15 protein-coding genes are annotated in these 12,152 nt (G+C 51.1%); 1 reads left to right on the plus strand and 14 read right to left on the minus strand.

Annotation, left to right across the window (positions count from 1 at the left end; genetic code table 11):
- Positions 1-28: 28 nt before the first annotated feature.
- The 4 genes from PEL01S_RS26395 to PEL01S_RS26410 all read right to left on the minus strand — a co-directional run bounded on the left by PEL01S_RS26395 (position 29) and on the right by PEL01S_RS26410 (position 3,450).
- A complete protein-coding gene (locus PEL01S_RS26395) occupies positions 29-511 on the minus strand; it encodes an anthrone oxygenase family protein (protein ID WP_127462375.1) in 483 nt (160 codons plus the stop codon).
- Between the two features lie 146 nt (positions 512-657).
- Entirely contained in the window at positions 658-1,083 is a 426-nt protein-coding gene (locus PEL01S_RS26400) for a MarR family winged helix-turn-helix transcriptional regulator (protein ID WP_127462376.1), read from the minus strand.
- Positions 1,084-1,367: 284 nt separating this feature from the next.
- Positions 1,368-1,805, minus strand: coding sequence for a NucA/NucB deoxyribonuclease domain-containing protein (locus PEL01S_RS26405; RefSeq protein WP_127462377.1), 438 nt, complete (start codon positions 1,803-1,805; stop codon positions 1,368-1,370).
- Positions 1,806-2,001: 196 nt separating this feature from the next.
- On the minus strand, positions 2,002-3,450 hold the full coding sequence (locus PEL01S_RS26410) for an amidase (protein WP_127462378.1): 1,449 nt from the start codon (positions 3,448-3,450) through the stop codon (positions 2,002-2,004).
- A gap of 156 nt (positions 3,451-3,606) precedes the next feature.
- Here PEL01S_RS26410 and PEL01S_RS26415 point away from each other — a divergent pair, with 156 nt between their 5' ends.
- Positions 3,607-4,872, plus strand: a complete 1,266-nt coding sequence (locus PEL01S_RS26415) for a MerR family transcriptional regulator (RefSeq protein ID WP_127462379.1) — start codon at positions 3,607-3,609, stop codon at positions 4,870-4,872.
- 94 nt (positions 4,873-4,966) lie between these two features.
- Here the strand turns inward: PEL01S_RS26415 and trxA are convergent, their stop codons facing one another.
- The 10 genes from trxA to PEL01S_RS26465 all read right to left on the minus strand — a co-directional run bounded on the left by trxA (position 4,967) and on the right by PEL01S_RS26465 (position 12,136).
- Positions 4,967-5,287 (minus strand): thioredoxin, encoded by a 321-nt coding sequence (gene trxA / locus PEL01S_RS26420; protein ID WP_010496933.1) that lies wholly within the window; start codon positions 5,285-5,287, stop codon positions 4,967-4,969.
- A 116-nt stretch (positions 5,288-5,403) separates the two neighbouring features.
- Positions 5,404-6,309 (minus strand): NAD(P)/FAD-dependent oxidoreductase, encoded by a 906-nt coding sequence (locus PEL01S_RS26425; protein ID WP_127462380.1) that lies wholly within the window; start codon positions 6,307-6,309, stop codon positions 5,404-5,406.
- Positions 6,310-6,420: 111 nt separating this feature from the next.
- The gene (locus tag PEL01S_RS26430) at positions 6,421-6,819 is read right to left on the minus strand and encodes an Rrf2 family transcriptional regulator (RefSeq protein ID WP_063177951.1); all 399 of its coding nucleotides are present in this window, start codon (positions 6,817-6,819) and stop codon (positions 6,421-6,423) included.
- A gap of 158 nt (positions 6,820-6,977) precedes the next feature.
- Positions 6,978-8,297, minus strand: a complete 1,320-nt coding sequence (locus PEL01S_RS26435) for a hypothetical protein (protein ID WP_127462381.1) — start codon at positions 8,295-8,297, stop codon at positions 6,978-6,980.
- Positions 8,298-8,411: 114 nt separating this feature from the next.
- Positions 8,412-9,680, minus strand: a complete 1,269-nt coding sequence (locus PEL01S_RS26440; protein ID WP_164824321.1) for a molybdopterin molybdotransferase MoeA — start codon at positions 9,678-9,680, stop codon at positions 8,412-8,414.
- Position 9,681: 1 nt separating this feature from the next.
- Positions 9,682-10,686, minus strand: coding sequence for a GTP 3',8-cyclase MoaA (gene moaA / locus PEL01S_RS26445; protein ID WP_127462383.1), 1,005 nt, complete (start codon positions 10,684-10,686; stop codon positions 9,682-9,684).
- 82 nt (positions 10,687-10,768) lie between these two features.
- The gene (locus PEL01S_RS26450) at positions 10,769-11,062 is read right to left on the minus strand and encodes a hypothetical protein (protein WP_063177958.1); all 294 of its coding nucleotides are present in this window, start codon (positions 11,060-11,062) and stop codon (positions 10,769-10,771) included.
- Positions 11,062-11,412: a hypothetical protein gene (locus PEL01S_RS26455; protein ID WP_127462384.1), complete on the minus strand. Its 351-nt coding sequence runs from the start codon at positions 11,410-11,412 to the stop codon at positions 11,062-11,064. Before PEL01S_RS26455 ends, PEL01S_RS26450 begins: the two co-directional genes overlap by 1 nt.
- A complete protein-coding gene (locus PEL01S_RS26460; RefSeq protein ID WP_063177962.1) occupies positions 11,413-11,595 on the minus strand; it encodes a hypothetical protein in 183 nt (60 codons plus the stop codon).
- Positions 11,585-12,136: a Rieske 2Fe-2S domain-containing protein gene (locus PEL01S_RS26465; protein ID WP_010496944.1), complete on the minus strand. Its 552-nt coding sequence runs from the start codon at positions 12,134-12,136 to the stop codon at positions 11,585-11,587. Before PEL01S_RS26465 ends, PEL01S_RS26460 begins: the two co-directional genes overlap by 11 nt.
- Positions 12,137-12,152 lie beyond the last annotated feature (16 nt).

Genomic DNA, 12,152 nt, shown 5'->3' on the forward strand with positions numbered 1-12,152 from the left:
GCTCAAGGATTCCCGCCGCGGCTGAGATTCACCACTTCCGGATCGCAAGGATGAACGAAGCCAAAGCCGCAAGGGAGGCAATCGTCCGTACATGATTCCAAGCGACCCACTTGGAAAGATAAAGATTCCATAGCTGTGCTCCCTCGGAGCTTCCGGGAGCGACCGCGGCCAAAGCGTCATTCAACGGAACGTTAAAAACGATCGTCACCAGAAAAGAGCCGACGAAGTAAAGTATACACCCGACCAGCACATAGGCCGCGCTGTCCGTTCCCCATTTTGTCAAGGAAGCGATCCCCAGAATGACACACGCCAAGGCCGTTCCCATAAACACCAAGCTAAACAACGGATTAAGCACCGTGACGTTGATCGACTGCATGGCAGCAATGCCTTGCTCCGCCGGGAGACGGGCCAGAGCCGACATCACAAAAGTCGAAAAAGCGAAAAACAATCCGGCAATCAAGCCGGAGCCTAATGCCGAAGCATAAGTCAGACCAAACAACAAGTTCCCCATTCGGCTCACACCTCCCATACGCAGACCCCTGCGGTAATTTTCGCATCCCTAGCTGATTTCACATCCTGCTTGTTCATTGATTTTCCTCCTTGTTCACGGTCAATTGTTTGTACAAGCAAATGTTTGTCCAAAAAATCAAATGAAACTCATTCGATTTTTTCCAACCGATCGCTTACCTCGTCTAATTGAAGCGACAGTGCGTCACTTTCTTCTCCGAGAATGGCTGCATAGCGGCTCCGGAGATTAATCCAGCACTCGTTAATGCTAGCTTCCAGCGCTTTGCCTTTATCCGTTGCGTAAATCAGCGATAACCTGCCCTCTACACGGTTATACAGCAAGCCTTTGGCCGCGAGCTTCTCAATTAGGCGAGTTACCGTGGATGGCTGAAGGTGTAAAATTTGGCCTAATTCTTTCTGCGAAATTCCGTCATGTTCATACACGGCCATAAGCAAAAATGCAGAGGTCGGAGATATGCCGCTTGATGCAAATTCATCCTCCGCCATTTTGGTAATTACCCTGCCGAGACGATTTGCCGTGAAATATAGACACTCTTTAAGATAGACCTGCAACATGGCTGCAACCTCCTTATCTTCAAAATTGTTTGCACAAACAAATTTAGTCCAAATTCCGTTTTTTGTCAAGGGTGTTTTATCGCGTGAATGGAGCCGTAGAAGTTTTTCTACGGCTCATAGTGTAGTAATCTTTGTAAGTCTATAGAAACATACGGAGGTGGGGTATCTACTGTAGGAGTGATAGCGTTCGCCTTTGTCTGCGGGAAATACCCGCTGACAACAGCGACCGGAAGTAGATACCCCGCCAGCCTGATCACAGAACAAAGCGTAAACCGTTCGAGCGTTTAGTTTACGATAAATTTTATTCTGGTTCCGTCCGAGTATTTGGAAAGCTTATTTCCTACCCAGCTTCCTGCCCCCCGGTTGTCGGACGGAGTAACGTACCGAATATCCGCGCCTTTTCCCCCTTCCAAGCACATCGCCATCGGCCATTCGTCCCGATCGTAGCCTTTCTTCGGCGGATAGCCTTTCAGTGACTCTGCACGCCGCTCACGGGTACCGTCGCGCTCGATAGTACATACATCCGATTTGCCCGCTGCAATGGCATCTTTAATATGCGCTCCGGTTTCGGGGTATCGGTCTCTCGGAAAAATTAAAACGTAATCGTAAGATGATGCCGCAAAGGAAACGTTATTCGAGCCTGCAACCGGGAAAAAACTTGCCAGTAAAACCGAGACGAGGAATAAAATCGAAAATAGTGCCTTGCCCAACTTCTTAACCATTCGGTTACCTCCATATCTCATATTTGGAATATTATTCCTATATCATTGTAATTGATAATAGATTATCACTCAATAGTTTTGTGCCAAGTTGTTTCTATAGCTTTTGTAAAGACGTTATGACCGAAAAAAAGCCAGGTCCTCTTCTTGGCAGAAGTTGACCTGGCTTTCTCTCCGTCTGTATGTGGGAATGAACAGCTTATTGCATACTTCCCGCATGAATGCCGGGGCGTTTATGGTTCCATGGCCGGGCGGCTTCCAATTGACTCGCAAGCTGCAGCAGCGTAGCTTCGTCGGCGAATCGTCCGGCAAACTGCATCCCGATCGGCAAGCCGTCTGCGCTCCAACCAAGCGGCAGCGAAATAGCGGGCTGGCCCGTCGTATTAAAGAGACTCGTGAACGGGGCGTGGGTAAACACCTGCTCCGTCCAGCGTCTGACATCGATTTCCGGGTCGTTGGCATTCAGCACGCCCAGCGGAAGCGGCGGTGACGCGATCGTCGGGGAAAGCAGCACATCAACCTGCTCGAAAAATCGGCCGACGGATCGGGAAGCTTTCGCACTGATATCGATAGCCGTCAGCAGATCATGGGCGGACAAGGACGCTCCGTGCCGGTACGCTTTCAGGATCGTCGCTTCAAGGTTATGCTCCGACGGTGTACGATTCAGGGCTTTTGCAAGCCGCTCGATCCCATGGCAAGTATTGGCTGCCCAGATATTCATCGTCGCCACGAACAATGCCTCGTAATCCACCTCAGGCGAAGCCTCCACCAATTCGTGCCCCAGCTCCTCGCATAAGCTGACGGTTTCGTGCAATACCCGCAAGCATTCCGCATCAACGGGCGTGCCCGATAACGGCTTGGCTGTCCAAGCAATGCGCAACCGCCCCGGCGCCGCAGCCGCTTCTACGGAAAACGGTCGGCCCGGCCTCTCCGCCCAAGCATACGCGCCCGGATCGGGACCCGCTACCGCATCCAGCAGCGCAGCCGCATCGCGAACCGTTTTGGTTACGGCAAACTGAACTCCAAGGCCGCTTAAGACTTCTCCGCTGTCCGGTCCGTTGGGCGTTCGCCCGCGTGTCGGCTTCAAGCCGACCAGGCCGTTGCAAGACGCCGGAATGCGGATGGAGCCTCCGCCGTCATTGGCATGGGCGAACGGCACGATGCCTGCCGCTACCGCCGCGGCCGAGCCGCCGCTTGAACCGCCGGGACTCCTTTCCGGATTCCAAGGGTTTCTCGTCGGCCCGTACAAGACCGCTTCCGTCGTCGCGTTGAATCCAAATTCCGGCGCCGTGGTGGACCCCAACGTCACCAGACCTGCCTGACGGAACCGCCTCATCAGCTCGGAGTCGTACGGGTAAACCATCCCTTCTCCCAGTCGGCTGCCGCTGTTGAGAGGCACTCCGGCAGCATGCAGCGTCGAATCCTTGGTCAAAAACGGGACACCTGCAAACGGGCCGTCCGATAACACGGACTCGCTCTCCTTTTCCGCTTGCTCCTGCATCGAGACGGCCATCACATTCAATTGCGGATTCACCAGCCGGATAGCTTCGCTGGCTAACGCCGTCAGTTCCCGGGGCGTAACCTCGCCGCGCTTGACCAGCTCAGCCAGTCCCAGACCGTCATAACTCGAATACTCGGATAACTTCATATCACTCACCTCTTTCTTGGGAATGCACTTATCATAAGAGGTGGAGCGTCCTTGAGATCAAGCCCGCAAAAAACTACTTTTTCCAAAAAAATCTGGAGTACCCCCACATTTTTATTGTAATATTCATATATTAAGGTAGAATTGGGGGTTGCTTACATGAAAATCGGGGCATTCGCCAAACGGTTTGACGTGTCTGTCGATACGGTCCGTTACTACATTGAGCTGGGGCTGCTGCTTCCGGATAAAAAAGCAAGCGCCCAATATGAGTTTACTCCTTCGTGCGTAGACGATATGGTGCTCATCAACGAGATGAAGCAGTATCATTTTACACTCCAGGAGATCCATCAGATGCTTATGTTTAAGCGGATCACTGACTTTACCGTCGTCAAAGACGCCCGCTGCCATTATCTGCGTTTGTTGAACGAAAAGAAGCGGCAGCTGAAGAGAGACAAAGAGCAGCTGGAGAACGCGCTGCGGCAGATCGAAAACAAATTGCGCGCTTTGCAAGACGAACCCGAGGCGGGAGCGCAGACCGGGGTGCCTTACTCCTTTTTGCCCCTGCTCTACTGCCCTTCCTGCCAGATCCCGCTGCAAATCCGTAACGCCCACCTTCAGGGAAGATACATGCTAAGCGGGCAATTGGACTGCCGCTGCTCTTATCGGGCGGAAATCCGAGACGGCATCCTGCTCACCATGGATAAAGAAAACGCTCGCTCCGCCTATACCTATGGCTATGATCACGAGCGCTTTGAACTGCTCTCCTCCGCTTTTATCCGCCTGACGGAAAAGGGCAGCCTGTGGATGGCCGGCCGTCTTATGAACGAGTCTCCTGCGAAGCATCGGCTGATTGTGGAAGCCAACGCTGACGTGTACACGATGCTGCCGAAATATATCTCGTCTCTCCCGCCGGAGACGATGTACGTTTTTTGCGGTACGTCGCGCACAATGCTTTCCAGGCTCAAGGAGCGGCTTACGCAGAGCCATGCCGATTTGCAAGCGTTGTACCTCGAGAGCGGTGATTGGCGGCTTCCGCTTGCTCCCGCTACCGTCGACTTGATCGTCGACAGCTTTTCGTTCAATGACTTTTCGTTGGACAACCGGCTCTTCCCGCTTCTCCCGATGCTGCCTTATCTCAAGCCGGACGCCCATGTGATCGGAAACTATTTGTTTTACCAGCCGCCGGCAGCTTCGCTTTCGCAAATTCGCCATCTGTTTCCGCGAGCGCATGAGCGAACCTATTATCCGGATTATTTGGACGAGAACTTCTCCCGTATTGGCATGGAGCTATCCGAGCGCGAGCTGCTTGGTACCATGAGCGATCCGGGCAGCTATTTGCGCTATCACGTTCCGAATGAAAAGCTTCATCTGTTAGCCTATCTGGCTAAGCATCGTGATACCGGGGGACTTCGCTCTAGGTGTTAACCTTACTGCCTGTCAATCGATAAAAAACAAAAGCCGCCGGACGATGTGTCCGGCGACTTGCATTAGGGGCTGTTCCACTGCTCTTCAGCTCGTACTACTTTTTATGACTGTCTATAAATTTCTTAAGTTCTTCCACAGGAATGGCGCCAACGATTTTGTCGACCGGTTCACCGTTTTTAAATAGGATCGTCGTTGGAATGCTCATGACTCCAAACTGAGCGGCCGTATTGGCTTCTTCATCTACATTGACCTTGAGAATTCTCACGTCGCTGTTATGTTCCCGATCAAACGCTTCGAGTATGGTACCGAAATAGCGGCAAGGCGCGCACCAAGTCGCCCAAAAATTGACTAATGTCAAGCCATCATTCTTTAAATCATTAGTAAAGGTAGTATCCGTAGTATGGCAAATGGTCATTTGTAGCTTCCTCCCTTTATTTCTATCCTAAATTTAATTCAAACAAATCGAACCGACGGAGATTTCATCACCTCCTCCGCCCTGCTCCGTGGTTCCAGCAGCTAACTAAGCATTTATTATCCGAAATCTTCCTCCGTCAAGTCCAAATTAACGCCCATCGCTGTTCGGCTGCCGTCAGCTGCAGCAAAAACCACTTGGGATGGCATGAAGTACGAAGCGTCTCCTGCGGCATATAAACCAGGTATCGAGGTTCTTCCCGATGCATCCGTCTTGAGTCCGCCATTCTCCGTCCGTTCACAGCCCAGACGTTCTCCGAACGGTACAGCCGGTACAAATCTCGGCATCACGAAGCCACCGGCTCTCGGCAGCTCAGTTCCATCCGCGAAACGAACATGCTCAAGCCGCCCATTGTGGCCGACGAAAGCCGTGACAAGCTGCTCCATCACCACGATTCCCTTGGATTGAAGGCGTGTCTTCTGCTCGTCCGACAAGGACGACTTGCCGTGCGTGCAGACGACCACATCTTTGCTCCAATTGAGGAGAAGCTTGGCTGTATGAAAAACAGTCGGAGATTCGGACACAACGACAAGCGGCTGATCCTGCAGCTCCCAGCCGTCGCAATAAGGGCAATTAAACAAGCTTTTCCCATACAGCGGATAGAAGCCGTCGATTTCGGGAAATACTTCTTTTACCCCCGTCGCTAAAATCAGCTTTCGCGCTTGAATCCTATAGCCCGATGCATCCACCACCTCGAAAAATCCGGATTCGATTTTGCGAACCTCGACGGCTTCGGTTTGCAGATGCTTGACGGATGGATAACGAAGAACCTGTTCATAAGCGACGCGGCGGAACTCGGCCGGCGTCACGCCGTCTCTCGTAATAAAGCCGTGAGACGCATGCGTAACGGCATTTCGCGGCCTGTTGTTATCGATTAAAGCCACGCTTCGTCTTGCCCTGCCGAGCACGAGGGCTGCATTCAATCCGGCAGGCCCGCCGCCAATAATCGCGCAATCGTAAATCATGATGCTCATCTCCTCAAATTAGATATTAAAGACTCATTATATCTATGATTAATTTAAAAAAAACTTGTTCGTGCACTGCACCGTGCTTTTTCTTTTAACGAAGGGCACGTCTTAAGCTTGTGTTTGCTTTCGGGCCAGATCCGCCAATTTCGCTTCCTTAAGATGCGACTCCATCTTCTCTTCCGCTTCCTTCATTACCGCTTGAATCAAACATTCGTCGCCGTGGACAAAATCGCATTCGAATAAGGAGGCGTTGCCTTCAATGGCATGGATAATGTCCAAAAACGTAATGTCGTCTTTCTTGCGGGTTAGCCGGTAACCGCCGTTAGCTCCAGATACCGATTCGATCATTCCTGCCTTCACGAGCCTCGTTAAAATTTTGGAAAGATAGGTCGGTGAAACGCCTTGGGATTCCGCCAACTGCTGCACGCCTACCGGTTTAACCGGAGAAGCTTCAATCAGCGCGAGCATCGTGTGCAGAGCATAATTTGTCGCTTTTGAAAATCTCATGGCCAACACCTCAATTAAAGACTTATAGTGTCTATAATATCCTTGAATTACGGACCTGTCAAGGCGCATCTTATCATTTCGACTTTCTTGACACAAAACACCGCAATGTGAACTGCGGCATTTTGTATCAAGCGAGAACCGTTCACAGGCTCCTGCTGTTATCTCATGCTCCTCTGCTCGTCAATCGAAGCGCCGACCCGCTTCGTCAGAAGCTCCAGGAGATAAAGACTCGCCTCGTCTTTATCAGTGGTTAGCTCTTTGAACTTTTGCAGAGCGGTGTTAAGCTTCGGAAACTCGGAATCGAAACCTTCCTGTGCTTCTTTTACTCTTTTAGTATCCATTAGCTCCTCTAACCCCTGAACTCCCTGCTCCTTCAATTTGTCCAAGTTCGAATCCAGCTCTTTGACGAGCGCATCATATTTTTTAGAAGCGGACTTGGGATCGTTTAATTTCATCTTGACATACACGTTTATGCGATACCCGTAGAGTCCAATGGCCCTGTAGCCACCGTGAATCCACATGGTACCGCCGCCGTTACGGGTATAATCAATACTGGACAGCTCTGACATCGCTTCATTTACCGTTTGATGAATAGCGTCCGTCTGAGTCTTCAGCTTGCTGTTGCTTGCAAGCAATTTGTCCGTCTCTTGTTGAAAGCACTCGCCGATATAGCGATACATTTCATCCTGGCCGTGTTCGGAGCGATCCAGCTCGTTCTTGGCATATTCGTCCTCATAAGTCTGAACGATTTCATCCTCGGACATGTTGGAGGCAGCCACTCTTGTGCACAGGCTCCGGTTTACTTTCTCTAAGGTGGCGTTACTGTCAGTATCCGTCGGGGCCTGAGCAGCGTCTGGTTTCGCTTTCGCTTTAAAGAACGCCACAACGTCGCTCACGGTCGAGATTTTCCCGGAGGCATTCAGCCGGTTATCGATCTCAACATCCGATACAAAGCTTTTGTCCTTTTGAATAAATATGGACGGGGCAGTAATTGCGGCGCTGCCTCCCGAGCCTTTCCCGGTAACGTAATCGGCGAGCACGATCACATCCTTCTTGCCGTCTCTATCAACGTCTTTAAAGGAAACCGCTTGGACGGATTCGAAATTCCACGACGCGACGAGCTTCGGCTGCGGGAACGTATACAAGGAATGGCCTTCGGCATCCTTTAAGCTAAGCACAAGCTCTTTGCGCCCGTCTGCATTCGCGCGTTTCGCGGACACAAAACGAACCTTGCCCCACGACTCCAGTTCAACCTGAAACGACTGGTCCGCAATTTCTTCAAGCGTTGCCCCATCATTGGCAGGAGCGGCTTGCGATGCTGCGCCCGGAGAGGCCGCCGAAGGAGCAGGCGCTGCCGATCCGGACGGAGGCGATTTCGAATCGGAAGCTTTCGCGGGCTCGTTAAGCTGGCTTTGCTGTCCGGACGGATTGCATCCCGTTAGCACCATTAATAAAATACATATCGCCAATAACCTCATTTGCCCATTCTCTCCCACCCTTCTCTATAAACCAGAAATGAACCATATATTGGCACATTCGACCATTGCCTTTTCATATTCGCGCTGTACGGACAAATTCCTGCAAACCCTACATTACTCCGTTACTCCGAGTTGAACCATGCGTACCTTTTCTCCGGCGAGAACACCGCGGCCTCCCGGAGGGATGACCAAGAAACAGTCGGAATCCTTGATCGAAAGCATCACGCTGGACTGATCGGGTCCTGCCATTTTGACATACACCTTGCCGTCTTCGATATAGCTTTTGGCCCGCACGAAGCGAGGATAGGCATTGACTTTCGTAAAATCCTCCCCTAAGAATGCGGTCGCTTCCGGCGGGAGAACGTCCTTCTTCCCCTGCATGCCCCAGAGCACCGGACGAACAAACAACTCAAACCCCACAAAGCAAGCCCCCGGATTCCCGGAAAGTGCGAAAAGAAACTTGTCCTTCATCACGCCAACCGTCGTAGGGCTGCCCGGCCGCATCATGACCTTGTTGAATAACGTTGTCCCTTCCCACGCTTCAAAAATGTCGACCATAATATCGTAATCGCCTACCGAGACTCCGCCTGTCGTAATGACACAATCCGCTATGGAAAAGGCGTCGGTTATTCGCTCCATAGCCCGCTCCGCATCGTCAGGGATCGTTTCCATCAGAACCGGGGTGCCGCCCGCCTCCCGGACTAGTGCTGCAAGCATATGCGTATTGCTGTTCCTGATTTTCCCGGGCTCAAGCGGCGCATGAACGCTCAACAATTCCGAGCCGGTTGCAAATATGGCTACTTTGGGGCGCTTAAATACGTTAACCGTTTCCATGCCGAAGGCAGCTAGCAGGGCAATCTCACCCGCATTTATTTTCCTCCCCTTTTCCAAGACAAGCTCGCCTTTTGCCAGTTCAAATCCGGGTAAGGTTATGTTTTGACCTTCCTTCTGTTCTTTTTTGATCGAAATGAACGTTTTTCCATCTTGCTCAAAGCATTCCGCAATCTCAAGCATGACGACCGCATTTGCGCCTTCCGGCACCATAGCACCCGTCATAATCCTCGATGCCATATTCCCCGTTATGGTTTTTGTCGGCGTCGAGCCGCAAGGAATGCTCTCGATGACTTCCAGAACAACCGGCTGATCGGAAGATGCGCCGATTGTCGATTCCCACCGTATGGCAAACCCGTCCATACCCGAACGGCAAAAATGCGGCATGGGGTCCGATGCGAAAACATCCGCCGCCAATCTCCTGCCAAAAGCTTCCTCTAATGGTACGCGCTCGACGTCTCCCGGCCGAATATGCTGTTGAATCATCTTTTGCGCCGCATCAGGTTGAATGGCGTTCCTGCGAAAACGGTTCGAAAGCTGTACACGTTCCATACTATCCTCCAATCTGCGACATTCTCCTGGAAGTCGGCTGATGCGTCTGTTTTTCATCGTCTAAGACTTTTGCCATTTCATGATTTTGGGGCTTCAAATGCAAAGCTTTAAGAAAGAGCTCGCGAATGGCATTATCATTTCCGATCGATTTTCGTACATTAAATTCGTCCGACCAGTATAAACAAGGCTTAATGCTGCCGTCAGCCGTCAGGCGAAGCCTGTTGCACGTCTCACAAAAATGATCGCTTACCGGATGGATGAGTCCGAAGCTTCCTTGTGCTCCTTCGATTCGGTAATTTTCGGAAGGCCCGCTGCCACGGATCGTATGGCAAGGGATAACCTTCCACCCCATTTCGCGACATTGATCGAAAATGGCCGTTAACGGCATATAAGAAGCCTTCCACCCTTTGTCTTGATGGCCGATCGGCATGTATTCGATAAATCGGATTTGAAGCGGCCGTTCCACGGACAACCTCAAGAAATCTGCAATTTCATCATCATTGATCCCCTTCATGAGCACGACATTTATTTTGATCGGATGGAGCCCCACTTGCAGGCAAGTATCCATACTATCCAGAACACGCCGCACATCTCCGCCGCGGGTAATGAAAGCAAACCTGTCTGCGCGCAGCGAATCCAAGCTGATATTGACGCGAGTCAATCCCGCCGCTTTCAGCTTAGCCGCTTTCGGTGCGAGAAATATGCCGTTCGTGGTCAAAGCGATATCTTCTATTCCCGGAACGGCGGCAATCATGGCTACAAGTGTTTCAAGCTCCTTGCGAACTAACGGCTCCCCTCCGGTGAGCCTTACTTTTCGCACACCCATTCCTGCCAGTACCCGCACAACCTCTGCGATCTCCTCATACGTCAATATCTTCTGGCCAGGTTCGAATTCCATTCCCTCAGGAGGCATGCAGTATACACATCGTAAATTGCAGCGGTCCGTCACGGATATACGCAAATAATCGTGGACCCTGCCGAACGAATCGATCAATGGACGGTTCATCCCTCGGCCTCCTTTCGTCACACCGTTTTATAAAAATGCGCTACCCGATGACATCATCGAATAGCGCACGACTTTGCTCCTTCTATACGCGTTCTTCAAAGTAGATATGATAACGCAGGTTGGCTTTCGGATCATGCGAAACAAAACAGTTTCTTGCTTGGCTGCGCTCCAGCTTGGTCAATGATTCGTCAAATAAAGGTACGGAAAGAAACTGAGCGGCATTGAAATAAAACTTCAAATAGGCCCGGTCTTCCGTGAGCGCTGTCTTGAACAGGGTGAACGGCTTGGGCTGCGTTTGCTCTTCGCCCGAGAGATCTTCAATCCATACGGTGATCCGGCTTCCTTCATACTTGGATAAGATCGTATCCCATTCCATCATAAGCCCCCGGCTTTGACGTTATTTTGGCCGCAATGGCTGCACTCCGCATGTTCCTTGACTTCGACTTCTAACCGGTAGCCCTGCAGCCAATCCCAGAAATGATAATCTGCCCGCTCTTCAAGATAGGCGAGCATGTCCTCCTCCTTCTCCCAAGCCCCAGTCCCCGTAACCTCTGCAACGACGTATTCGAGCCCTTCTGCCTGTTTCTGCTCCAGGCTCCATTTCGCATGCCTCGGAAACAAGCTTTTCAACTGATCGTCAATGGTTTGCTCAAAAGATTGCCCGGTCGCATCCGCTGCAGTTTCCCGAATGAAACATAAATCCATGAAAAACTCCGATTTCTTCATCTATTTCACTTCCTTCTTGTAAATAACTAAGGCAATTGGAAACAGAATGACGTTTAACGCGGCAAACAAAATCACCAGCTTATAGTTTTCAAAATAATAATTGTTGATCGTATACTGCGTGAAAATGATATTGAGCAGCAGCACAACACTCAGCAGGATGACGCCCCGATAGCTACGCTTCATACCGCTTCACTCCCGTTGCATAAATAGTCGGCCCTTCGACAGCTACGATAATTTCCGGCAGCGGCCTTCTTGGCGGCCCTCCTGTCGGTGCACCCGATTTAGGGTCAAAAAATCCGTGATGGCACGGACAAACCATTTTTTTCTCCTCGCCGTTCCAAAATACGGGGCATTTCAAATGAGTGCATGCATTTTGATACGCTTTGTATTCATTTTCGCCCAAGCGAATCAGCAACGCCGAATCGTGTTCCCCGGGATAAGCAAATTCGACCGCCTCCCCGACTTTTAACGCTTGCACGTCGGCGATTTTCATTTTGGGATGGCTTTTTTGGCCGAGCCCCGCAAGCTCTTTGGCCGCCAGTCCGCCCCAGGGTAGCGTGGAAATGGCAAACACTCCCGCCGCCCCCACCATCGTCTTCATAAAGCCGCGCCGGTCCAAGGTTCGCTCATTATTTTTACGAATGTTATGCGTGTAATTGTCTTCGTTATACGGAACCTTGTTATTCTTCTCTTGATCCATGCGGTCCACCCGCTTTCTAATCATAGTCGCTTTCCTTAAT

Source organism: Paenibacillus elgii NBRC 100335 (assembly GCF_004000865.1).
GTDB classification, from domain to species: domain Bacteria; phylum Bacillota; class Bacilli; order Paenibacillales; family NBRC-103111; genus Paenibacillus_G; species Paenibacillus_G elgii.

Excerpts from the sequence above, each read along its gene's own strand:
- PEL01S_RS26465 (WP_010496944.1), bottom strand. The coding sequence starts at position 12,136 with ATGATTAGAAAGCGGGTGGACCGCATGGATCAAGAGAAGAATAACAAG.
- PEL01S_RS26405 (WP_127462377.1), bottom strand. The coding sequence starts at position 1,805 with ATGGTTAAGAAGTTGGGCAAGGCACTATTTTCGATTTTATTCCTCGTC.
- PEL01S_RS26455 (WP_127462384.1), bottom strand. The coding sequence starts at position 11,412 with ATGAAGAAATCGGAGTTTTTCATGGATTTATGTTTCATTCGGGAAACT.
- PEL01S_RS26395 (WP_127462375.1), bottom strand. The coding sequence starts at position 511 with ATGGGGAACTTGTTGTTTGGTCTGACTTATGCTTCGGCATTAGGCTCC.
- PEL01S_RS26435 (WP_127462381.1), bottom strand. The coding sequence starts at position 8,297 with ATGAGGTTATTGGCGATATGTATTTTATTAATGGTGCTAACGGGATGC.
- PEL01S_RS26440 (WP_164824321.1), bottom strand. The coding sequence starts at position 9,680 with ATGGAACGTGTACAGCTTTCGAACCGTTTTCGCAGGAACGCCATTCAA.
- moaA (WP_127462383.1), bottom strand. The coding sequence starts at position 10,686 with ATGAACCGTCCATTGATCGATTCGTTCGGCAGGGTCCACGATTATTTG.
- PEL01S_RS26400 (WP_127462376.1), bottom strand. The coding sequence starts at position 1,083 with ATGTTGCAGGTCTATCTTAAAGAGTGTCTATATTTCACGGCAAATCGT.
- PEL01S_RS26430 (WP_063177951.1), bottom strand. The coding sequence starts at position 6,819 with ATGAGATTTTCAAAAGCGACAAATTATGCTCTGCACACGATGCTCGCG.
- PEL01S_RS26450 (WP_063177958.1), bottom strand. The coding sequence starts at position 11,062 with ATGGAATGGGATACGATCTTATCCAAGTATGAAGGAAGCCGGATCACC.
- PEL01S_RS26460 (WP_063177962.1), bottom strand. The coding sequence starts at position 11,595 with ATGAAGCGTAGCTATCGGGGCGTCATCCTGCTGAGTGTTGTGCTGCTG.
- trxA (WP_010496933.1), bottom strand. The coding sequence starts at position 5,287 with ATGACCATTTGCCATACTACGGATACTACCTTTACTAATGATTTAAAG.
- PEL01S_RS26425 (WP_127462380.1), bottom strand. The coding sequence starts at position 6,309 with ATGATTTACGATTGCGCGATTATTGGCGGCGGGCCTGCCGGATTGAAT.
- PEL01S_RS26410 (WP_127462378.1), bottom strand. The coding sequence starts at position 3,450 with ATGAAGTTATCCGAGTATTCGAGTTATGACGGTCTGGGACTGGCTGAG.
- PEL01S_RS26415 (WP_127462379.1), top strand. The coding sequence starts at position 3,607 with ATGAAAATCGGGGCATTCGCCAAACGGTTTGACGTGTCTGTCGATACG.